The following is a 20,404-nucleotide window of genomic DNA, read 5'->3' on the forward strand; positions in this document are numbered from 1 at the left end:
CTTCGAGGTTCCCTACGTCTGGTCGTGGGGCTCGATGGCGTCGAGGACCTCGTTGGGCGGTGGCAGCAGGTCGCGCACGTCGTCGGGGAGGGTGTCGTAGGTGTAGCGGGCGATCGCGACAGGCTGGTCGATGGTCTTCAGTGCGTACTCGACCACTCCGTCGTGCTTGTCGGCGCACAGGAGGATGCCAACGGTCTCGGCGTGGGTGTCGGCCGCTCGGAGTCGGTCATCGACGAGGGCGACGTAGAAGCCGAGCTGGCCGGCGTCTCGCGGGGTGAACCTGCCACTCTTGAGCTCGATGACGACGTAGCGCAGCTGGGTGACGTGGAAGAAGAGCAGGTCGACGTAGAAGTCGTCGCCGTCGACCTCGAAGTGCACCTGCCTGCCGACGAACGCGAATCCGCTGCCGAATTCGGTGAGTGTCTCTTGCATGCGCTCGACCAGGGCCTGCTCGAGGTCGCGCTCGAGGCGTGGGCGGGTCTGGGCGAGGAAGTCGAAGATGTAGGGATCTTTGGTGAGCTCGCGGGCGAGGTCGGTTTGAGTGGCAGGGAGAGCGTCGTCGAAGTTGGAGGGCGCTGCGCTGATACGCCGGTGGAGCTGGCCCATGATCATGTTGAGGAGCACGTTGCGAGACCAGCCCTCCTCGGCGGCCGCGGCGGCGTACCAGTCGCGGGTCGGCTGGTCGTCGAGCTTGTCGAGGAGTGTTCGAACGTGGCCCCACCCAAGTTGTCCCACAGGCTGTGGGACAACTCCGTTCGGCCAGGCTTCTGCAAATGAGCGCATGTAGTGGAGGTTGCTGCGCGAGAGGCCGGTCATGCCGGGGAACTCTGCGCGGAGGTCTTTGGCGAGCCGGTCGATCACCTTGGCTCCCCAGCCTCCGAGGGTCTGGCGGGCGAGGATGGTCCGGCCGATGTCCCAGTAGAGCTCGAGGAGCTCGGTGTTGACCTTGCGGACGGCGCGATGTCGGGACGATCGAACGCGCTCTTTGAGCTCGGCGAGCACCTCTGCGTATCCCTCGGGAAGGGCAGGAGTGGTCATGAGGCGGATCCTTCGCGGGGTAGGGCCCAGTCGGGGATGAGGGTCTCGGTGGCTGCGGGCTGATTCTTGCCGAATGCACCGACAGCCTCGGTGAGGAAGTCGGTGTCGCGGCGACCGCGACCATCGGGGAGGAGGTCGAGCTCGGCATCCGCCGGCGGCGATGCCTGGTGCTCGGGGAGGCCGTGGCGGCGCCGGTGGCGGTCCCAGGCCTCGACGCTGAGGGCCTTCTCTCCCTGGGGGAGACGGTCGTAGCGGTCCCGCCGGCGGTGGCTGCGGTGGGCGTACTGGTCGGGGGAGAGCGAGTCGAGCCAGCCTTGGTGGTGCTCGATCTCTGTGATGCCGGCGTGGGCACGGCGGCGGGCGAGATGCTCTTTGAGCCGGGCCTGGTCGGTGATGGTCAGTTGGTCGAACTCGGCTCGCTTCGCCCGCTGGCGCTGGGCGCGGGAGACGGGGTCGAGGGTGTCCCACCAGGCTTTCTGGCGGGCGAGCTGGGCCTTGTAGGCGCGGGCGCGGCCTGCGGTCCACTCGTCGACGGGCTGGGGTGACCGGTAAGTGGCACGCTCGGCGGTGACCTGCTGGTGCAGCTGCTCGTGGCGACGAGCGGCGTGCTCGAGCAGGTCAGGATCCGTGGCGGCCGCCGCGGCGATGGTGGAGGCGTGCCAGCGTCCGTGCTCGTCGAGCCGGGCCAGGCCGGCCCTGCTCAGCGCCTGGAGCCCGGTGATGGTGGTGTCGAGCTGGCTTCTCGTTGGGGTCTGTCCTGGGGTGGGTACCAGTGCTGCGGCAATGGCTAGTTGCGCTATCGCAGACCCTTCTCCGTCACCCTGCAGTAGTGCACGCCACAGCGCATGCGCCGAGCGAGGGAGGGACCCCCAGAGTCCTTGGGGTGGGTGAGAAACCTTAGGTGGGGGGATTTCCCGCACCCCTTGTTCGATCGCAGGGTCGATCGAGAACTCGTAGCTCGTCGAGGCGCGCAGCGCGTGAGCGTGGGAGAGGCCGTCGCGGTGGAGCGTGCCGACGGTGCCGTCCAGGAGCCGCAGGGCGGCTCGGATGGTCTTGCGGTCGCTGATGCCGGTGTCCAGGGCCAGGTCCCGCTCGGGGCACGGGACCCGCAGCACAGGCCCGTCACCGGCGTCAGCGTCGGCGGTGCGGCTGATCCGGTCGAGGATGGTGTGCCCGACGAGCCCGACCGCAGCGCGGGCGCGCGTGGGCTGCCGCCAGAGCAGTTCCTGGAGCCGGTCGCGGGCTGCGGTGACGGCGTGCACCGTCGCGGTCGACGGCTCCGCGACCGGGCGGGGAGTGGCCTCGGGCTGCTCCAGGTCGATGCCGTGGGTCTCGGCGAAGGTGTCGCGGTCCTGGACCGCTCGTGTCCAGACGTAGTCTGACCACCACTGGTAGCGGGTCCCGCGCGCCTTGGTCATCGCGGCCGCGTGTGCGCCGCGGATCTGTCGCCAGGCGCTCTGTTCGGTGTGGCCGGCCCACGCGAGCTCGAGGGTGCACTGGGCCTCGATCAGGGACCGCTTGTGGCCCCCGGGGTCGCCTTGGAGGTGGGCGGGGATGGTGCCGTTGGTGAGGTATGCCTGCCACTGCGGCCGCAAGGGCCGGCGCGGGCCGGCGGTCGCGGGGGGCTCCTCGGTGGGCGTGGGTTTGATCCGGCGTGGTCGGGGCTCGGTCTCCGGGGCAGGCGGCTCCGGGAGGATCTTGCGGAGGTCGGAGAGCGCGGAGCCGAGGTCGCCGTAGGCCCTGGTCGTGACCCCGTGGCGGTGTGGGGAGGACAGCGGACGTACGGCGTCGCGCAGGTCGAGCTGACGCACCGCGACACCGATGTCGACGGCAACGCCGGAGAGATAGGCCTGCACCTCGGCCCACGCCTCGCTACGGCGAGACAGGTCGGGGTGAGCGAGGAAGACGTGGTGACGACCACCGTCACCACCGCCGGAGGGACGCAGCAGCGTCCAGTAGCCGCGCAGGTGCGCCCAGGAGGCGATCTCCCGGGCGGCGTACTCACCCAGGCCGCCGTCGACGTCGACGTCGGCGACCGCAGCGCCGCGGCGGAGTCGACCGACGAGCGCACGGACGCGGCCGCGACCGACCAGGTCGAGACCAGCAGACAGCGTCGCCGGGCGTACGCCCCGGACCTGCTGGTTCGCATCATCGATCGCGAACCACGACGAGGGCCGGAAAAGCCACTCATCGAGCGCGATGGCGCGAGCGGTGATCGGCGTCACGCCGACACGCGTCTCGAAATCCCGCATGCGTTTACTGCGTGCAGGCGGATCGGCTGTTATCGTGGATAGCACAAAGCGACCTCCTTCGTTGGTTAGCCACCTCACGGGGAGTCTGAATACTGGTCCGGTCTGAGTTGGTAAGGCTCAGTCCGACCCTGCGAAGGTCCCGTGTTGGTAGCACGGGCCTTCGGTCGTTTTGGGGGCCGTTGCCCCGATCTCGTCAGCCGGTCATGGGAAAGAGCTCCTCTTCCTTGCCAGGCTGGCCAGTCCACCAGATTGGCTTCCCTGCCTCGTCGAGCTCGTCGCGCGCGATGAGTGCATCAACGTAGGTCCACAGGGAGACACCGAGCGTGTCGGCGATGGCGTCAGCCTTCGCCTTGGTGCTCTCCTGCAGACGCGCGCTCGTACGCGCGGTGAGGGGAACGGCGCTGTGTCGTCGTCCCGCGATCTGGCCCATCGGGTTCACCTCCAGCACGACTTGGGAATGCTTCTAGTTAAGGGAGAGCGTTCCGTAGTCCTGCAAAATTTGATGCCATTTAGGTCGGCGTGTCGGACGCCCATTAAATCCGCCACTCGGGGCGTTGGCTCCTAGCTCGACGCTGCGTCGCGGCGCTGGAGGTACGTGCGCAGCTCGTTGAGCAGCATGTCGACGCGCTCGGGGTCGACGCGATATGTCGCAGGCTGCGGACCCGAACCTTCCTGGTCGATGACGAGGACGCCGGCGTCGAGCAGGAGCTTCGTGTGGCGGTTCACCATCTGCCGCGGAACCTCGAGGCTGTTAGCGGCCTCGTTCATTGTCCGCGAGGAGTTGGAAGCGTAGTAGCGGATCAGCGCCGCGATCGGCTCGGAACCGAAGACGCGCGTCGCGATGGAAACGCTCATGGGTAGCGGCGGGTTCGGCCGGACGAACTTGGGCACATGAGCATTCTGCCCAGATCCGCGTTTATCGCGGGACACGGGATCGCCATCAGGGCCCTTCCTTCCGCTAGTGGCACATTTAATGTGCCACTATGCTACCGTAGGCGACGCCCGATCGGCGAACGTGTCGCGTCTTTGGTCAACCGAGCCGAGCGAGGGCAAGCGAGATCAAACGGTGACGTTCTAGGTGTTTAGGGCACTTGGATCTGGGTAGGACCAAAGACCGCGTGACTTCAACGGGGGAGTGGAAGTGACCATGCGAACGGTGATCGGGCACCGGGCCGGACCTGGGTTTATTCGGGTTCGCGTGTCGGCCACCCCGCCTACTGTCGTGGGATCGATCGCTGCCGTCGGGGGAGAGCAGCGCGATTCTCGGGGGGTGCAGTGAACCAGTCGAAGGGCGTCACCTTCGCGGGCGCCGCAGTGGCGCTTGTCCTGGCCGTGTCGCTGGTCGTTGTGGTCGCGTTCGTCGCCACTGACGAGCCGGAGACCGCCGGCTGCGGCCCGGAGGGCTCGCTGCAGGTCTCCGCCGACGGCGTGAAGGCCGTGGGGGAGTGGAGCCTGGAACAGGCGAAGAACGCCGCTGCGATCATCCAGGCCGGCAAGGCGCTGGGCGTGCCTGCCCGTGGCCAGCAGATCGCGGTGATGACGGCGATCGGTGAGTCGACGCTGCGGGTGCTCGATCGCGGCGACGCGGTCGGGCCGGACAGCCGGGGGCTGTTCCAGCAGCGCGACAACGGAGCGTGGGGATCCTACGAAGACCGGATGGACCCGGCCCGCTCGGCGACCTCCTTCTACAAGGCGCTGTTGAAGGTGTCGGGTTGGGAGTCGATGGAGCCTTCCCTGGCCGCACACACGGTCCAGCGCAACGCGGACCCGTACCACTACGAGCGGTTCTGGTCCCAGGCCAAGGACCTCACCGCGAAGCTGACCAGCGCCGGCGGTACCCCGACGAGCCTGCCCGGTGTCGTCGGCCCGGACGGCGAGACCGTGGGCCCGATGCCTGAGGGCGGCTGCGGTGGCGACGGCGAGTTCTCGACGAACGCGGCCGCGGGCTATGTCGGCCCGTTCAACCCGCAGCAGCTCCTTGAGCGCGCCAAGCGGTTCGTCGCGGCTGGACCGCGCGACCCGTACTTCAACTCGGTCAGCACTTGGTATCGCATGTGCCAGCACTTCGTTGCGAACATGTCGGGCCGAGTGAACTCGGGCTACACCACCGCCTCGAGCGCGTGGGCCCACTTCGTCGCGACCGGTGTCGCTCACCCGGCCGACTCGGTCGACGGCGGAGCACCGCCGCCAGGAGCGTGGCTGTACTACAACGGGGGCGGGGCCGCCGGGCACGTTGCCATCTACCTGGGCGGCGGAAAGGTCGCCAGCAACGACACCTGGGGCAGCGGCCGGATCGGGATCGGGCCGGCCAGCGACCTCACCGACGGACCGTGGCATCTGAACTACCTCGGCTGGGCTGCCCCGTGGGGCGCGAAGGTTGCGACCAAGCCCCCGACGCAGTCGACGCCCGGCGGCTCGGCTGGTGGCGGGTCGGTGGTGCTCGCGCACGCCAACATCCCGAACCGGTCCGGTATGTCCGGCTACCGCTCCTCGATGAAGGGAGTGCTGTCGAAGTCGCCCGACTTCGTCACCCTCAACGAGATGCAGCAGCGCACCATGAGCGAGGTGCTCTCCGGAGCACCGGGGTACGCCGGCTACCGCGACCCCTCCGTGGGGAAGGACGCGGGTGCTGGCCAAACGCTCGATACGGCGGTGCTGTGGAAGGCCGCGAGCTGGTCGGCGGTCGCCGCGGGCCGGGTGAAGCTGGTCGAGGACGACCGCAACAGCTACCAGGGCAGGGTCGTGGTCTGGGACCGGTTCGCGTCCTACGTCACGCTGCGCCGCAAGAGCGACGGCCTGCGCGTCAGCGTGATCTCCGTGCACCACATGACCGACCCGTCCAAATACGGGCCGAACCGGGCCCAGCGGCAGGCGGCGTACGGCGCGGGCATGGACATCCTGGTGCAGATGGTCCGGGCCCTGGAGTCCTACGGACCCGTCCTGGTCGGCGGCGACTTCAACGTCTCGGCGAGCCAGTCGGGCCGGTGGGCGGCGCCCTCGAAGATGGCGGCGGCCGGCTACGGCCAGGTCCACACCGGTGTCGACTTCCTGTTCACCCGCACTGCCTCCACAAGGTTCAAAGCCAGCTGGAGTGGCCGGATGGTCTCTGACCATCGGTGGCTGGCAGCACAGATCGGATTCGGATCATGAACACGAAGACCATCCTTCTAGCCGGCGGGTTGCTGCTCGCCGTGGTCCTGATCGGGGTCGTGATCGTCCCCGAGCTGGTCAGCGACGACCCGGAACCTTCGCAGCGACCCAGCCCGACCAGCGCGCCCAGCTCAGCGGGCGAGGCCTCGACCGACCCGGTGGTGTTCGGGTCGGAGGTCTTCGCGGCCTGGTCGAAGCGGGACCAGGCCTATGAGGCCTGGTGGACCGAGCTGCAGCCGTACCTCGACGAGGCCGCCGTCGCGGCCTACCGAGCTACCGACCCGGCGGAGATCCCCGACGTCAAGGTCAACGGCGACCTGAGCGTCGACAAGGAGCCACCCGATCTTCCAGGACTCTCGGCGCTGGTCCGGGTTCCCACCACCGGTGGGGAGTTCGGACTGTTCCTGGTCCGCGTGGAGGAGAGCAGCCCGTGGCGGCTGCTGCGCATCAACTTTCCCGAGGGAGGGAGCAAAGCGTGACGACCGTAGATGAGACGCCGGCCCGGATGGGGTGGGGAACCCTTCCGCCCCCGGGCGCCGCTTCAACCCGGCGCAGCGGCGGTTGGGAGCCCGAGTCCCGGCCGCAGTCGGCGCCGCGACGTACCCCGGAGATCCCGTGGCGGAAGAAGAACAGCACTACCCGCCCGCAGGAGCCGGCTCCGGAGCAGGCCACCCCGGTGGCCGTTCCCGGCCCCGGCCTGCAGCCCACGCCGATGTGGCGCCGCGACGACGAGGCTGCGGCGATCGAGCCCAACGACGCGACGCGCGTCGCTCCACAACGCACCCTGTTCTGGGGTGCGCACGGGGGAGCGGGGTCGACGACCTGGGCGGCGATCCTCGGCGGGATCGAAGTGCCTGCCGACCAGCTAGCGCGGCTCGTCACGCGCCGCACCTGGTCGGTGGTCCTCGTCGCGCGCGCCAGCGTCGTCGGCATCGAGGCCGCAAAGCGGATCCTCGCCGAGAACCAGGGCCAGATCTCGTACGTGCTGCTGGTCCCCACAGGGCCTGGTCGCCCACACAAGCTGATCCGGAACGAGCGCAAGGTCCTCGCCGGCGCGATCACCGTCGTCGACGCGCCCTGGGTTCCGGACCTCCTGCTGCGACTGCCGGAGGCAGTCCAGCCCCAACACGTCCCCGAACGGGACCTGGCGCGGCTGCGCGCCGACATTCCATCACCTGAAGGAGAAGCACAGTGAGCACCATCCTCAACGTCGCAGCCGCGACGCAGATCCCCACGAGCATCACCGCCCAGCCGAAGCCGCTGCCCACCGAGGTCCAGCAGGGCCTCGACACGATCCAGGCCTGGATCCAGGGCATCGGCGGCTCCGTCGCGGTGATCGGCCTGATGATCCTGTTCATCGGCCTGTTCTTCGCCAACCGCCACGGCCAGGGCCAGGACTTCATGGCCAAGGCCGGCTGGTGGCTCGCCGGCGCCATCGGCCTAGGCACCGCCGCCGTGATCGCGCCAGTCTTCCTCTAAGACCTCGACGTTCCCCTCGGACTAGGAGCAGCCCGTGAACGACCGACTCAAGCAGGCCTGGGACTCCCGCGTGGCCTTCTGGATCGCTGCGATCTTCATCGTGGCGATCGTCATCGCCGCCATCGTCATCGTCGTTGGCGGCAATGACGACACGGGCCCAGACACCAAACCCTCCCCAAGCGCGAGCCCGTCAGCATCGGTGGACCCCTCGACTCCGGCGACACCGGGAGAAGGCGCGTTCGTCACACTCCCAGCTCCGGCGCAGAACACGGGCGGATACCCCACTCACTACGCTCAGACCGCCGAAGGGGCGGCCGCAACAGCACTCGCCTTCTTCGTCTCCTCCGGCAGCGTTCTCGACTACGAGCGCGGCCCGGAGATCGTCCGCGCCTATATGGCTCGCCTGCCGCTCAGCGAGGCGGAGGCGGGCGACACGATGGTCTCCACCCTTCGGAAGGGATTGGGACTTGGGCTGAACGGCGCTGCGCCCCCAGGCGTCTCCGTCTCCTACGTCATCGACGGCGTCAAGTGGATGCAGGACGGCGAGGACTACGTCGTCAGCGCCGAGTTCACACGGACCTTCACCGCCGCGGACGGATCAAAAACAACGACGACCGGCGCCGTGAGCATCGGGACCGTCGTCTGGTCTGGCGGACGCTGGTGGATCGACGGTAGCGCTCAGACCGCTGGGGCACCGGAGTCCTACGTCGAGCCTGGAACCGCTGCGTACGCGTCGGCTGGCTGGAACGTGCTTCGGAGCAACGAGTGGACCGGAGGGCTGCTATGAAGACGCTCGCACGCCTCGTGGTCCTACTGATCACCGCCACGGTCTTGGGTCTGACCGTCGACGCTGCAACCTCGCAAGCCACGGCCGCGCCGAGCACGGTGCGCAACGCTGATCCCTCCTGCGTCTTCGTGCCTGCCATGTGCGCCTTGGACGGGGCGGGCGAGGCTGCCCAGGGCGCCGTCGATGACGCTGTGACCAGTGCTGTCGACTCGGGTGCTCGGAGCCTTGGCGAGGCGATGATGGGGGCCTGGGACGCGCTGATGAAGAAGTTCCTGACCGTCTGGCTGGATCAGGGGCTTCTGGTCGACCTCGAGGGCGACCAGGTCCACTGGTTGTCGAACGCGCTACGTACCTTGACGGTGCCGTTCGCGGTGATCGGGATCATGATCGCCTGCGTCTGGACGATGATGAATCACCGCGGCGACCGGATGCGCACAGCCCTGGAAGCGCTGTTCCGGGTCTTCTTGGTCTCGACGCTGGGAACCGCGTTCGTCGCTCTGATGGTCCCGGTGGGCGACAAGTTCGGGCAGTGGATCTTGTCGAACGCAGGCGTGACGGTCAACGGGTGGCAGTCAGCTGCCGCCGCGGGCATCGTGCAAACCCAGCCTGGTCTGGCGATCCTCGCCGGCATCTTCGGGGCTCTGTCCGTGTTCTTCCAATGGGTCATCATGCTCGCCCGGGTCGTGGTCCTGCCCCTACTGGTGGCGATCTGGCCGACGACGGCGGCCGCGGCGATGATCCGAGGCGGTGAGCAGTCGTTTGCATCGGTGACCCGATGGATCATCGCGTTCCTTCTGTACAAGCCCGCGGCCGCGATCGTGTACGCCTTCGCGTGGCGACTGAAGTCGGACGACGATATCTCGACGGTGATCAACGGCCTGCTGTTGTTGATCATGGCTGTCCTCGCGCTCCCGGTGCTCCTGCGGCTGATGACACCGGCCGCGAACGCGATGGGCTCAGCTGCAGGCGGCGGCATGTCCCTTGCCGCGACCGGCGCGATCGTCGCCACCGGGGTTGCTGCGGGCGCGGCAATCGTCACCGGCGGCACCTCGGCAGCCGCGACTCCAGCGGCAGCGGGTGCCGGCGGTGGAGCTTCTGGTGGTGCAAGCCGGTTCACGGCAGGCGGTACGCAGTCGCCGACCGGTGGTGGCCCACAGCCGCCGGCTCCGGCTCCGGGCAGCCAGGGGCAGCCCGGCCAGGCCGGGATCGATGGAGCCTCGTCGCAGCAGAAGCAGACCGCTGAGGGGTCGATGGCCAGGGGCCTCGATGCCGGTGCCCGGCAGCTGCGGAGTTCGGTGGCTGAGGGATCACAACAGACCAAGGGTGACGACATGATCGGAGGTGACGGGCAGTGAGCGAGTCCGCACAGGTGCGAGCTGACCGGTACGGCAACTGGATGCGACCGTCCTCGGCGGGCCTGTTCGGCCTGTCGCTGGCGGCCCTCATCGTGGCCGGCGGCGGTGTCGTGTTCGCGATGCTGTTCATGGTCTCGGGCAAGTGGCAGGGGATGCTCGTCGTCCTCGGGCTGACCGCGGCCGTGGTGCTGATCGGGTTCGTCCGCTTCGGCGGCCGCACCCTGGCCGGCAAGCTGACCGACTGGGTCTCCCTCGCCCGACGTCGGGCCCGCGGCGAGACGTTGTACGTCACCGGCGCGCTCTCGACCCTGCCTCCGGAGGTGGCCGAGCGGCTCCCCGGGGTCCTCCTCGATGTCGAGACCGTCTCCGGGTCGGACGGACTGGGGCGCCGGTACAGCCTGTTGCACCACAAGGCCGTCGGCCAGCTGGCCGCGGTGTTCGGGTGTGCCCCGAACGGTGCGGCGATGCAGGACCAGGCCGTGGTCAACGGCCAGGTCGCGAACTTCGGCCAGTGGGTCTCCTCGCTCAGCGTCGAGGACGGCCTCACCGGGGCGACGATCGTCGTCGACTCGGCCTCGGAGTCCTCGGCCGGCATGGTCCAGGCGATCAAGGACACCTATGTGGAGAGCGCACCGGAGTTCGCTGCGCAGGTCCTCGGGGCTGCGGCGGACACGTTGCCGGGGCGTACGTCGACGGTGAACGTCTACGCCACGATGGTCTACGACGTCGAGACTCTCGCCGGGTCGAAGAACGATCTCGATGCTGCCGTCGCGGAGGTGGCGGCACGGATGCCGTCGACCTCGACGTCGCTCGCCTCGGCGGGTGGGAACGCGGTGACGCCGCTGGTCGAGCATGAGCTCTCGCAGGTCGCTGAGCTGGCCTATCAGCCCTCGCGGGACCAGGAGATGGCTCTCGATGCGCTCGAGGGCCTGACGGTGCCGCGTTCTTGGGAGCACGCGGGCCCGGAGTTCTTCGATGACTCCGCGGGCAGGATCGTGCGCCACGACGGCGTCGCGTCGGCGACGGTGATGATGACGGTGCCGCCGCAGTCGTTCATCCACGCTCGTTCCTTCGATGCGTTGTTCGGGCCGAACCCGAAGTTCCTGCGCAAGCGGGTGGCGATCTTCTACCGGCCGGTCGACCCTGGCCGGGGTGCGCGGACGGTGGACCAGCAGGTCAAGAACGCGCAGTGGCGCATGGACACACGGCGCTCGCGCCCCACGGCCTATGACCGTGCCGCGCGTGCTGTCGCAGAGAAGACCGAGGAGGAGCTCGCCGCCGGTGCCCGGCTGTCGATGTTCTCGATGATGGTCACGGTCACCTTCGCCGATGAGGAGAAGGCGCAGCGCGAGGCGCTGCACCAGCTGAAGATGCTGATGACGCCGTTGATGATGGACCACCGCTTCGTCGAGCACGCCGGCTCGGCTGCGTTCCACATCACGCTGCCGTTCGGGGTGCTGCCGTGGCGCTACTCGGCCAAGCCGGTCTGGCTCGAGGGGGCGATGGACTGATGAGCCCGACCTCGAAGGCCTCCCAGAAGCTCGCTCAGCGGGCGGGCCGGAAGGCGCTCGCGCGTACGCACCAGGTCACGCCGCGCGGCATGACCGGTCTCGGTGGTGGCCGCTGGGGGAGCATCCCGCAGCCTCCGGGCTGGTACGGCTCCTCGGCGCAGCTGTGCGGGATCTACCCGTTCTCGGCCGGAACCTTCCGGCCGGGGATGGGCACGCCGCTGGGCCGGGACATGGAGGTCGGCACGGCGGTCGCCGGCGACATGAAGACCTGGTACGACCAGGGCCTGATCTCCTCGAGCTCGATGATGCTGTTCGGTCTCAACGGCAACGGCAAGAGCTCGGTGGCGCAGCGGTTCATGTACGGGATGGCCGCGCGCGGGATCGCCCCGGCGGTCTTCGACCCGATCAAGAACGAGCACGCCGAGGCCGTCGCGGCGCTCGGGGGTCATGTGGTCTCGATCGGGCCGCGCTCCAAGCACCGGATCAACCCGCTCGACCTCGGCGCCCTCGGCGAGGCCGCCGACAGGATCGGCGGCACGCTGGGTGATGACATGCGCGAGGCCGCCGTCCGGCAGGCCGTCGACCTGGTCGCGCTGATCGTCCAGGTCAACCGCGGCCGGCCCCTGGAGGACATCGAGGACACGGCGCTGGGGCAGATGGTCCGCTCTGTGATCGCCCGGGTCGAGGACCCGTGGATCAAGGACCTGCTGGCCGGGTTCGACACGCCTCCTCCTGAGGTTGTCGCCGCGACCGGTCGCTTGGACGCGGCCGAGTTCCAGCGCGACTTCCGCAGTCTGCGGGATGCGGTGATCGCGGTCGCCCACGGCGACCTCGGTTACCTGCTGGGGGCGAAGGAGTCGGTGCGGCTCTCGGTTGGCAACCCTGGCGGGTTCTGCTTCGACACCTCCAGCATCCCCGAGTCCAACACGCGGCTGCTCTCAGCCGCGATGCTGGCTACCTGGTCGATCGGGTTCTCCACGATCGACGCGCACTGGGAGCTGTCCCAGTACGACCCCTCGATCCGGTGGGGCGGCTACCTGACGGTCCAGGACGAGTTCTGGTTCCCGATGCGCGCCGTGGAAGGCATCGTCGACCGTGCCGACCGGGTCGGTCGTACGAACCGGTCCCTGGGGGTCTCGGAGTTGAAGATCACCCACTCCCCGAAGGACTTCTTGTCCTTGACCAACGCCAAGGACCGTGAGGCCGCACGTGGGTTCGCGGAGCGCTCCGGTGTGCTGGGCCTGATGGCGCTCTCGCGCGATGACCTGATGGCGCTCTCCCAGAACGTGGTCCGGCTCAACAACCGGGAGATGGACCTGGTCAACTCCTTCAACTCCCCGCCAGGGTGGAAGGCGCAACTCGATCCAGACGGCCGGCCCCTGCCGCCGCCGGGTGCCGGCAAAATGCTGTTGAAGATCCCCGGCCAGGTCGGGATCCCGATCCAGGTCAGCCTGACCGACCTGGAGCGGAACAAGCACGTCACCGACGAGCGGTCCCGGCGTACGCCCTCCCGCCCGCCTGCCTCTGCGCCGGAGGTGCGGTCATGAGCTCCCGGGGGAGCAACCGGCAAGCGCAGCCCGGCGCCGGGCTGACCGGCGGCGTCGCCGCCGGCGTCTTCATGGCCCTGGTCCTGGTCGTGCTGCTGGGCTTCTATGCCTCGATCCAGCTCGGTGCGCGGCTCAGCGGACAGGACTCGTTGCCGACGGGGATCTCCGCAACGCTGGAAGGCGTACGGGCCGGCACGATCAGGTGGACCACCGCCTCGACGGTGGTCGCGATCGGCCTCGGCACGCTGGTCGCGATGATCGCCGGCCTGGCCGGTGGCCTGGTGCTGCGGCGCCGCCGGCGCGCCTCGCGCGCGGACTGGTCGGCGAAGGTGATGGGCCGCGGCAAGGAAGTTGCCGGGATCACCGAGAAGAAGGTCGCCGAGCATGCCAAGACGCTGGTGTCCGACTCGGTCACCACCCCGGGTCTCACGCTCGGTGTCACGGTCGCCTCACCGCATCAGCGGCTGTTTTCCTCCTGGGAGGACATGCTGCTGCTGATCGCCGGCCCCCGGACAGGTAAGTCGACCTCGTATGCGATCCCGGCCATCCTGGACGCTCCCGGCGCGGCGCTGGTGACGTCGAACAAGCGGGACCTGGTCGACGCCACCCGTGACGTACGCGCCAAGGCCGGCTCGGAGGTGTGGGTCTTCGACCCGCAGCAGGTCGTCGGCGACGAGCCGACCTGGTGGTGGAACCCGCTCTCGTACGTGACCGATGAGGTCAAGGCGGCCACCATGGCCGACCACTTCGCCACCAACTCCCGCCCCGGGGATGCGAAGACGGATGCGTTCTTCGAGCCCGAGGGCAAGGACCTGCTCGCCAACTTCCTCCTCGCCGCGGCGCTCGATGGCCGTCCGGTCACCGACGTCTACAAGTGGGCTACGGGCCCCAACGAGGCCGGTGACGCGGTCAGGATCTTGAAGGGGCACGACTACGAGCTCCAGGGCGACAACGTCGCCGCGGTGCTCGCTTCACCGGATAAGCAGCGCGGTGGTGTCTTCGGGACCACCAAGCAGATGGCCTCGTGCCTGACCACCCGCACGATGCAGCCGTGGGTCGTCGAGGGTGGCGGCCGGCGACGTCGTCACTTCGACCCGCATGCGTTCGTCCGCGACGGCGGGACCCTCTACTCCCTCTCGCGGGAAGGACGCGGCAACGCCGGTGCCTTGGTGACGGCGCTGACCAACGCGGTCGCCGATGCCGCTGAGGAGCAGGCGACCATCACCCCCGGTGATGGCGTACGCCAGGCGGGCCGGCTCCCGGTCCCGCTCGTCGGTGTCCTCGACGAGGCCGCGAACGTGTGTCGGTGGCGTGACCTGCCTTCGCTCTACTCGCACTACGGCTCACGCGGCATCGTGCTGATGACGATCCTGCAGTCCTACGCCCAGGGTGTGGGCGTGTGGGGCAGGGAGGGCATGGACTCTCTGTGGACGGCGGCCAACGTTGCGATCTACGGCGGCGGTGTCCGCGATGAGGACTTCCTCCGCAAGCTCTCCGGGCTGATCGGCACCTATGACAAGACTGCCAGCTCGGTCTCGACCCGGTCTCAGACTGGGTCTTTGTTCGGGGCGGGTGCACAGGTCAGCACCCACCTGCAGACCGAGCACATCATGGACGCGGCCGATCTCGCGAGCCTGCCCAAGGGCCGCTCGGTCGTGCTCTCGTCCGGTAACCGGGCCACGCTCGTGGAGACGCTGCCCTGGATGGCCGGAGAGCGCGCCAGCGAGGTCCGCGCGTCGATCGCCGCGCACGACCCGGCCGCATCGCAGACTCTGTCGGGGATCTCCGAGCAGATGCAGGCGATCCAGAACGCCAGCACCATCCAGCCCATCGAGGAGCTCCGCTGATGAACGACGACGCCAGCCGCGGCCCCGACGTCGACGACCTCGAGCAGGTCGATGGGTTCGACGAGCTGGGGGAGTGGGACATGCCCGGGACTGAGCCCGACGACGGCACGGAGACTGATCCGTCGGTGTCGACGATCGAACTCACCCCGGAGCTGCTCGACGCGCAGGAGGCCGCGGTCGCGGCCGAGGAGGCCGCGGTCGACCAGGCCGACGCACTGCGCGCCGCCGAGGACCTGGTGGCGGATGCTCGAGGTGTCGAGGCCGTCGCACGGGCGAGGCTTCTCGAAGTCCAGGCAGACCAGGCCAGCGCTCGCTCCCAGGTCCTGGCCGCCGAGGAGGCCGTCGCGAAGGCGACCCGTGACCGCAGTCGCGCAGAGCTGCGCGTCGAGCGTCTCCAGGAGCGCGCCGCGGCCGCCGAGCAGGCCGTCGAGGCGGCGTACGCCCAGGTGCAGAACGTCGTTGACCAGGCCGACGCTGGCGCCAGCGGCTCTGGTGATGATGACGAGCCGGCTCTGATCTATCCGACGCTGCCGGAGTTCGTCGAGGCGTTCCTCGTCCCGACCTATCGCCGTTGGATCGGTGGCGTCGGTGGCCGCAACCCGAACGGGGAGGACTCGTTCTGGTGGGACGCGAAGTGGTGGCTCCACCCTGAGGCCGTCCAGCGGCTCGAAGCGCTCTGGCGCGCGTTCGAGCACCTGCGTCGCGACCCGGCTCTCGGGATGAGCGTGTGGTGGCGTGACCACGCCGATCACCACATGCCGATCTTGCTCTCCAAGTTCGGGCCCTTCGGCGACAGCAAGGACAACAACGAGCGCGGTGAGCCCCTTCCCCACACGGCACCTCCCAAAGGGATGTACGAGTCAACTCCGGATGAAAGGAACAAGTAACCTATGGGACCGCTCGCCGCGCTGCTATTTCTCCTAGCATTTCTGCTCGCCGCTGCCGCTTGGCTCGTATGGAGTGGCCTCTTCCCGATCCGCCAGGGGTCAACAACTTCGACCTGGATCCTGCTGGCCGGACTCGCGGTGGTGCTGGTCATCATGGCCATGAGCGCCTGGGCATCGGACATCGTGTCGTGACCACGATTCAGCCCAGGAGCCAGCCCAGCACGAGTGAGTCGCGACCTCTGATCTGGGTGTTTGAGGTGGTCCCGGAGACACCGAACGGCGAGCGTAACCAATGCGATCCACGCCTCAATGAAGCGATCGCCAGGCAGATGAGAACGCTGCCGGGGTTCGTCGCCTCGGCGTGGAACCGCGAGCGCGTGGAGACGGTCTTTGAGTGCGTTGGTGTTCTCAACGACCGTGGACCAGCCATGAAGCTGGTTACTGATCGGGTGCAGTTGGCTGACCCCCGCTCCGATGGCCGCCGCCTGGATCGCTCGTACGAACTTGGTCACTGGCCTGACCCGTGCGACTGGGATTGGCTGCTCGCTCCGATCGAGATGGCGGCACGGTCGGCCTTAGAGGGTCGGCACCAATGCGGTACGCACAGCTGGTGTGACTGCGGTCGCATCGGCAACAAGTTCGACCCGAAGAAGAACGAAACCCTTCCGCTGGGATCGTTCGTCGCCAGCGCCAGCTGACCACCCGACGTGGCACGCCTGCCGACGCTAGCCGCCCCTACTGGGGGTACTGGTAAGAAGCGTGTCATGAGCCGCAAAGTAGCGGCGCATACTTTGCGGCCGGGGACGCGTTCGGGAGTTCCGGGCTTAGGCCGAGTAACTGGGGGAGCTGGTAAGAAACGTGTCACCAGCCGCAGCGGCTTCGCAGTGACGGGGCCGCACCGACCATCGCCTCGAGTTCAGAGGATCGGGTGGCCGAGCAGGCGACAGATCTCTCCTATGCGGCCCTTGGGCCCAACGATTGTTCGGATCCCTACTGGTTCGCCTGGGTGCTTGAAGACGATCTCGATGATGACGTTGGGGCCTTTGGCGACCAGTGCCACTTCATAGATCTTCGACGCGTAGAGCGCCCAACTGGTCCCGGTGTCCGCCTTGAACTTGAGCCGCAGGCCACGCGGTGTCGCGACGAGAGAGAGCCACCCGCGCGTCAGATCGGAACGCTTCGCTGAGGACCACGAGCTGGAAACGTAATCGGCGGAGGTACGCACAATCGTCTGCGGGTCTTGCGTCTGTGGGTCGTGGGTGGAAGGAGCTACCTCCGCCGGGGAGACTTTCGGCGGGACTGCGCTGCTCGACATCTGCGGCAGCGCTGCCGATCCCACTTGCCTCAGTAGGGCACGAATCTGGGTGGCCCTGATGGCGTTCTTGATGGCCAGCCAGACGCCGAACGCAACGGGGCCCCACCAGATGATGTAGTACCCACCTGTTGGACTACTCGCCGCGTCGGTATAGGTCAGCAGCGAGACAACCCCGGCCCCGCCGGCGATACACAACCAGACGACAGCCCAGACGTTCGCGCGGGTAGCCAGCGACTCCAGTTTCCGCCTGTCCAGGTCACTCATCGCCACTCCTCGGCCCTGCCTCAAACCGGCGGAGACCGAGTCCGCATTCCATGCGCAGAATTTAGCAACTCGCACGCTGCGAGTCTTGTTGATCCGTCGGCGGCGGTCGCAGCGCCAGCAGCGATCCCTAGCGGCGTAGGTCCTTGGCTACCGCGAGGGTGCGGGCCGGCTGCGGCTGCGGGTGGAGAATAAGACTGCCGCCCAGTTCTCCACCCCCAACCTGATGACCAACATCTCCGGGTTCGTGGTGATCGAGGGCAAGCGGTCGATGCGGAAGCGTGGCCTCACTTCGCCCGACCGTGTGGAGGCGGGTCTGTTGGCGATCTACGAGCCGGTCCCGCTGGTCGCACGGAAGCGTCGTGGTGTCTTGAACTAGCCGTGACCTACCGCAACCGGGCCGGGTCTATCGGGGCATCTCTGCTAATCATCGCGGTGGTACTCCTCCCACCAGTCGTCGAGGGTGTCATACGGTTCGTCGAGCTGTTCCCGCCAGCCTTGGACCGGCATCGGCGGATCGATTTCTACGCCCGGATCGCTCCCGGCCCAAGGGTCTCCGTCGAACAGGCCATGCACTGTTCGTTCCTGCGTCTTCGGCTCTGGTGTTCCCGCCGGGGCTCGGTGCCCGGGTGGCCACCTCAAGTCGATCAACGGGCACTCGTAACCGCGGTGGAGCATGACCGCGCGCAAGTCGTCGTGGGCGGCTTCTGGGGCGCACACGAACTTCACATCCGCGGGGCGAAACGGCAAGTGGCCGTGCACGCGCCACTCTCGCTCCCAAGACCACTCGTAGGAGGTCGGGGCCCCGTTCGCCTCGTACGTTCCTGGGTAGTCGATGAACGGGGTGAGCTTCCATAGCGGATGCTGTGGATCGGGGTCCTTCCCTCTCCCGTAGGCCATGGCCTTCACGAGGTTGAACAGCACCTGTTGCGGGCCGGCGTCCCGAGGCAGGTACCAAACCGGTGCGGCGCCAGCCGACTTTGCCCAGTCGGCTCTGAACGCGAGCCCAAAGTCACCGCGCCGGTCAGCGAGCCGGACACGACTGTCGGGCTCGATCTCGCTGAGGCACACCACGCGCTGCGTGTCCCTGAGGGTGTCGTGCTTGCGCACTGCGCCGTACGCGTTGACCGCGCGGACCTGTTGATCCCCAAGGATCGACTTGATCGAAGTCGACTCCCTTGTCAGGTGGAGGAGGACTCCACTCTCGTTTGTCTCAGTCATCGCCGACGTCCGCCCAGGGCCAGCGAGAACGAACCGATGTGCCGCATCACCATGGCGGAAGATTAGTGGTCCACGTGACTCGATGTACCCCGACCTCGTAAGGACGCGACGCAACATCCGACACAGGCGCAACTTCCCGCCGCGATGGATCAGGTGACACACCCTTCGCCCCGTTGACCGAACAATCTCAGCCGAAGCCGCCGCGGCCGCGCCCACCGAAACCTCCGATGGAGGACCGGATCAAGGCCGAACGTGCGGCCAACCCGGCTGGCCTGTTGGTCGCGAAGCGGTTCATTGGCCGCGGCCAGCTCATCACCGCCGACGAGGTGGTCGCCGAGGCCTCAGGTCGACTGCCCGCCTGACAAGGCGCTGGTAAGGAAAGTGCTGCGAGCCTAACCACCCCAAACAGCGACCCAACGCGCAGGTCGTTCTGGCATGCTTCGCCGGAGTATCTGGTAAGCCGCTGCCTCGCGCGGAGACAAGAAGGATCCAAATGGCATTGGTCGAGCTTCCACGCTCAAGATGGAAGCGGAAGCGGTTGGCGAAGAACGCCAGCACCAGCCCCGCGACCTTGGCTGCGCTCATCAGGGACCCTGATTCCCGCGGTGACGTACGAGCCGAGGCAGTCGAGGCGATGGCGTTGCGCGCTCCGTGGGTCGAGATCGCACACTTCTCGCGTGACTTCGACGCCAAGACCATCGCACGAATCGGCGCACTCCTGGACGGACCCAGGGCAGTCAGAGTTTCAGGTAGCACGGATCCTGTAGCGACAGCGCTGGAGGAGACGGGGGGCATGTTGCCGGGTGATGATGTGCTTCCACTTCTACTCCAACTTCTCGCTCACCAGCGACACAGTGCCATTCGCCAGCGGGTAGCCGGACACGACGCGACCCCCATCGCCTCGTTGAGATTACTAGCCGAGGACCCCTCCTTCGAGGTTCGGTACGCCGTTGCAGCCAACCCCGCTACGCCTCGACACATCCTCAACACTCTCCTCTCGGGCGTGGACAATCTCACCGGGCCTCCTGACCATTTCCAGCAGCTCGATCAGATCCGGATGCTCGACCAGATCGCCAAGCACACGAACACGTCGGAGAACACGCTTCGCGACCTTGCCGCGCGAGGACGGCGAGTAGCGGTCGCGTCGAACAGAAACTGCCCGAGCGACCTGCTGACCGCCATGGCCGAGGAGTCGTGGAAGAGCCCCGGCTTCGGTAGTAACGAGGACGCGGACGTGACCCACAATAACGACGCGGTCCTGCGGGCGGTTGCCTCCAACCCGAGCACTCCAGCCCCTCTGCTACGCCAGCTCGCACAGCGAGCTCATCGACAACACAACCAGTACCTGCACGAGTGCGTGGAGCGAAATCCGAACGTGCCCTCCGGTATTCGCCCCCGTGCCTGGCACGAACAGGGCGCCCCGGAGTATCTAGATTGATGGACTGGTCAACACGCCGCCTGCGGTGAAAGTCATGAGACCGGTACCGACTCCTACCGACTCGCCCACAACCAACGCCGCCACCCCGCCTGAAACCCGGCTCCCAGAGCCTTCGAACTCATCGACATTCGTTACTGAGACCGACCGTCGAAGCTAGTCCGCGCTACGTTGCGGCTTACGGCACGTTTCTTACCAGCACCCCGGCAGGGCCCCGTAGCGGACATCTGAAACCTCAGTAGACTGCCGGCCATGCCTCCGGTCCGGTATCCGTCACTCGAGCAGGCGTTGAGCAAGCAGACACCGGCGAACAGGCTGC

General features: G+C 67.7%; 21 protein-coding genes. 15 read left to right on the plus strand and 6 right to left on the minus strand.

Going from position 1 to position 20,404, the window contains the following annotated elements:
* Positions 1 to 12: 12 nt before the first annotated feature.
* The 4 genes from IEY84_RS25765 to IEY84_RS25780 all read right to left on the minus strand — a co-directional run bounded on the left by IEY84_RS25765 (position 13) and on the right by IEY84_RS25780 (position 4,181).
* Positions 13 to 1,038 carry a PDDEXK nuclease domain-containing protein gene (locus IEY84_RS25765; protein WP_183551745.1) on the minus strand — a complete coding sequence of 342 codons (1,026 nt, stop codon included), beginning with the start codon at positions 1,036 to 1,038 and terminating at the stop codon, positions 13 to 15.
* A complete protein-coding gene (locus tag IEY84_RS25770; RefSeq protein WP_183551743.1) occupies positions 1,035 to 3,290 on the minus strand; it encodes a hypothetical protein in 2,256 nt (751 codons plus the stop codon). Before IEY84_RS25770 ends, IEY84_RS25765 begins: the two co-directional genes overlap by 4 nt.
* 193 nt (positions 3,291 to 3,483) lie before the next feature.
* The gene (locus IEY84_RS25775; RefSeq protein ID WP_183551740.1) at positions 3,484 to 3,720 is read right to left on the minus strand and encodes a hypothetical protein; all 237 of its coding nucleotides are present in this window, start codon (positions 3,718 to 3,720) and stop codon (positions 3,484 to 3,486) included.
* Positions 3,721 to 3,851: 131 nt separating this feature from the next.
* Positions 3,852 to 4,181, minus strand: a complete 330-nt coding sequence (locus tag IEY84_RS25780; protein WP_183551737.1) for a hypothetical protein — start codon at positions 4,179 to 4,181, stop codon at positions 3,852 to 3,854.
* A gap of 384 nt (positions 4,182 to 4,565) precedes the next feature.
* On the opposite strand from IEY84_RS25780, the gene IEY84_RS25785 reads away from it, so the two are divergent.
* From IEY84_RS25785 to IEY84_RS25840, 12 genes are read left to right on the plus strand one after another with little or no spacing between them, the layout of a single operon-like run.
* The gene (locus IEY84_RS25785; protein ID WP_183551734.1) at positions 4,566 to 6,440 is read left to right on the plus strand and encodes a hypothetical protein; all 1,875 of its coding nucleotides are present in this window, start codon (positions 4,566 to 4,568) and stop codon (positions 6,438 to 6,440) included.
* Positions 6,437 to 6,919 (plus strand): hypothetical protein, encoded by a 483-nt coding sequence (locus IEY84_RS25790; RefSeq protein WP_183551731.1) that lies wholly within the window; start codon positions 6,437 to 6,439, stop codon positions 6,917 to 6,919. The genes IEY84_RS25785 and IEY84_RS25790 overlap by 4 nt, the downstream gene beginning before the upstream one ends.
* Positions 6,916 to 7,635 (plus strand): hypothetical protein, encoded by a 720-nt coding sequence (locus IEY84_RS25795; protein WP_183551728.1) that lies wholly within the window; start codon positions 6,916 to 6,918, stop codon positions 7,633 to 7,635. Before IEY84_RS25790 ends, IEY84_RS25795 begins: the two co-directional genes overlap by 4 nt.
* A complete protein-coding gene (locus IEY84_RS25800; protein ID WP_183551725.1) occupies positions 7,632 to 7,919 on the plus strand; it encodes a TrbC/VirB2 family protein in 288 nt (95 codons plus the stop codon). Before IEY84_RS25795 ends, IEY84_RS25800 begins: the two co-directional genes overlap by 4 nt.
* 34 nt (positions 7,920 to 7,953) lie before the next feature.
* Positions 7,954 to 8,706 (plus strand): hypothetical protein, encoded by a 753-nt coding sequence (locus IEY84_RS25805; protein WP_183551722.1) that lies wholly within the window; start codon positions 7,954 to 7,956, stop codon positions 8,704 to 8,706.
* Positions 8,703 to 10,061 carry a TrbL/VirB6 family protein gene (locus tag IEY84_RS25810; RefSeq protein WP_183551719.1) on the plus strand — a complete coding sequence of 453 codons (1,359 nt, stop codon included), beginning with the start codon at positions 8,703 to 8,705 and terminating at the stop codon, positions 10,059 to 10,061. The genes IEY84_RS25805 and IEY84_RS25810 overlap by 4 nt, the downstream gene beginning before the upstream one ends.
* The gene (locus tag IEY84_RS25815; protein WP_183551716.1) at positions 10,058 to 11,572 is read left to right on the plus strand and encodes an SCO6880 family protein; all 1,515 of its coding nucleotides are present in this window, start codon (positions 10,058 to 10,060) and stop codon (positions 11,570 to 11,572) included. The genes IEY84_RS25810 and IEY84_RS25815 overlap by 4 nt, the downstream gene beginning before the upstream one ends.
* Entirely contained in the window at positions 11,572 to 13,119 is a 1,548-nt protein-coding gene (locus tag IEY84_RS25820) for a putative type IV secretion/conjugal transfer ATPase (protein ID WP_183551713.1), read from the plus strand. The genes IEY84_RS25815 and IEY84_RS25820 overlap by 1 nt, the downstream gene beginning before the upstream one ends.
* Positions 13,116 to 14,966 carry a TraM recognition domain-containing protein gene (locus IEY84_RS25825; protein WP_183551710.1) on the plus strand — a complete coding sequence of 617 codons (1,851 nt, stop codon included), beginning with the start codon at positions 13,116 to 13,118 and terminating at the stop codon, positions 14,964 to 14,966. The genes IEY84_RS25820 and IEY84_RS25825 overlap by 4 nt, the downstream gene beginning before the upstream one ends.
* Positions 14,966 to 15,853 carry a DUF4913 domain-containing protein gene (locus IEY84_RS26870; RefSeq protein ID WP_221209283.1) on the plus strand — a complete coding sequence of 296 codons (888 nt, stop codon included), beginning with the start codon at positions 14,966 to 14,968 and terminating at the stop codon, positions 15,851 to 15,853. Before IEY84_RS25825 ends, IEY84_RS26870 begins: the two co-directional genes overlap by 1 nt.
* 3 nt (positions 15,854 to 15,856) lie before the next feature.
* A complete protein-coding gene (locus IEY84_RS25835; RefSeq protein WP_183551708.1) occupies positions 15,857 to 16,045 on the plus strand; it encodes a hypothetical protein in 189 nt (62 codons plus the stop codon).
* Positions 16,042 to 16,551: a hypothetical protein gene (locus IEY84_RS25840; protein ID WP_183551705.1), complete on the plus strand. Its 510-nt coding sequence runs from the start codon at positions 16,042 to 16,044 to the stop codon at positions 16,549 to 16,551. The genes IEY84_RS25835 and IEY84_RS25840 overlap by 4 nt, the downstream gene beginning before the upstream one ends.
* Before the next feature lie 218 nt (positions 16,552 to 16,769).
* Here IEY84_RS25840 and IEY84_RS25845 read toward each other — a convergent pair whose 3' ends face one another.
* A complete protein-coding gene (locus tag IEY84_RS25845) occupies positions 16,770 to 17,432 on the minus strand; it encodes a hypothetical protein (protein WP_183551701.1) in 663 nt (220 codons plus the stop codon).
* Positions 17,433 to 17,613: 181 nt separating this feature from the next.
* Here IEY84_RS25845 and IEY84_RS25850 point away from each other — a divergent pair, with 181 nt between their 5' ends.
* Positions 17,614 to 17,808 carry a hypothetical protein gene (locus IEY84_RS25850; RefSeq protein ID WP_183551698.1) on the plus strand — a complete coding sequence of 65 codons (195 nt, stop codon included), beginning with the start codon at positions 17,614 to 17,616 and terminating at the stop codon, positions 17,806 to 17,808.
* Positions 17,809 to 17,852: 44 nt separating this feature from the next.
* Here the strand turns inward: IEY84_RS25850 and IEY84_RS25855 are convergent, their stop codons facing one another.
* Complete coding sequence (locus IEY84_RS25855; protein WP_183551695.1) at positions 17,853 to 18,650, minus strand: abortive infection system antitoxin AbiGi family protein; 798 nt, start codon at positions 18,648 to 18,650, stop codon at positions 17,853 to 17,855.
* A gap of 227 nt (positions 18,651 to 18,877) precedes the next feature.
* Between IEY84_RS25855 and IEY84_RS26980 the strand changes: the two genes are divergently transcribed.
* On the plus strand, positions 18,878 to 19,012 hold the full coding sequence (locus IEY84_RS26980) for a hypothetical protein (protein WP_260174106.1): 135 nt from the start codon (positions 18,878 to 18,880) through the stop codon (positions 19,010 to 19,012).
* Positions 19,013 to 19,143: 131 nt separating this feature from the next.
* On the plus strand, positions 19,144 to 20,088 hold the full coding sequence (locus tag IEY84_RS25860) for a hypothetical protein (RefSeq protein ID WP_183551692.1): 945 nt from the start codon (positions 19,144 to 19,146) through the stop codon (positions 20,086 to 20,088).
* Positions 20,089 to 20,404: the final 316 nt, after the last annotated feature.

This window comes from Nocardioides albus, from assembly GCF_014648255.1.
GTDB lineage: Bacteria > Actinomycetota > Actinomycetes > Propionibacteriales > Nocardioidaceae > Nocardioides > Nocardioides albus.

What these genes read in the sequence shown, in the direction of transcription:
- IEY84_RS25765 (WP_183551745.1), bottom strand. Translation starts at nt 1,038, where the DNA reads ATGACCACTCCTGCCCTTCCCGAGGGATACGCAGAGGTGCTCGCCGAG.
- IEY84_RS25770 (WP_183551743.1), bottom strand. Translation starts at nt 3,290, where the DNA reads ATGCGGGATTTCGAGACGCGTGTCGGCGTGACGCCGATCACCGCTCGC.
- IEY84_RS25775 (WP_183551740.1), bottom strand. Translation starts at nt 3,720, where the DNA reads ATGGGCCAGATCGCGGGACGACGACACAGCGCCGTTCCCCTCACCGCG.
- IEY84_RS25790 (WP_183551731.1), top strand. Translation starts at nt 6,437, where the DNA reads ATGAACACGAAGACCATCCTTCTAGCCGGCGGGTTGCTGCTCGCCGTG.
- IEY84_RS25810 (WP_183551719.1), top strand. Translation starts at nt 8,703, where the DNA reads ATGAAGACGCTCGCACGCCTCGTGGTCCTACTGATCACCGCCACGGTC.
- IEY84_RS25820 (WP_183551713.1), top strand. Translation starts at nt 11,572, where the DNA reads ATGAGCCCGACCTCGAAGGCCTCCCAGAAGCTCGCTCAGCGGGCGGGC.
- IEY84_RS25825 (WP_183551710.1), top strand. Translation starts at nt 13,116, where the DNA reads ATGAGCTCCCGGGGGAGCAACCGGCAAGCGCAGCCCGGCGCCGGGCTG.
- IEY84_RS26870 (WP_221209283.1), top strand. Translation starts at nt 14,966, where the DNA reads ATGAACGACGACGCCAGCCGCGGCCCCGACGTCGACGACCTCGAGCAG.
- IEY84_RS25835 (WP_183551708.1), top strand. Translation starts at nt 15,857, where the DNA reads ATGGGACCGCTCGCCGCGCTGCTATTTCTCCTAGCATTTCTGCTCGCC.
- IEY84_RS25845 (WP_183551701.1), bottom strand. Translation starts at nt 17,432, where the DNA reads ATGAGTGACCTGGACAGGCGGAAACTGGAGTCGCTGGCTACCCGCGCG.
- IEY84_RS25855 (WP_183551695.1), bottom strand. Translation starts at nt 18,650, where the DNA reads ATGACTGAGACAAACGAGAGTGGAGTCCTCCTCCACCTGACAAGGGAG.
- IEY84_RS26980 (WP_260174106.1), top strand. Translation starts at nt 18,878, where the DNA reads ATGGAGGACCGGATCAAGGCCGAACGTGCGGCCAACCCGGCTGGCCTG.
- IEY84_RS25860 (WP_183551692.1), top strand. Translation starts at nt 19,144, where the DNA reads ATGGCATTGGTCGAGCTTCCACGCTCAAGATGGAAGCGGAAGCGGTTG.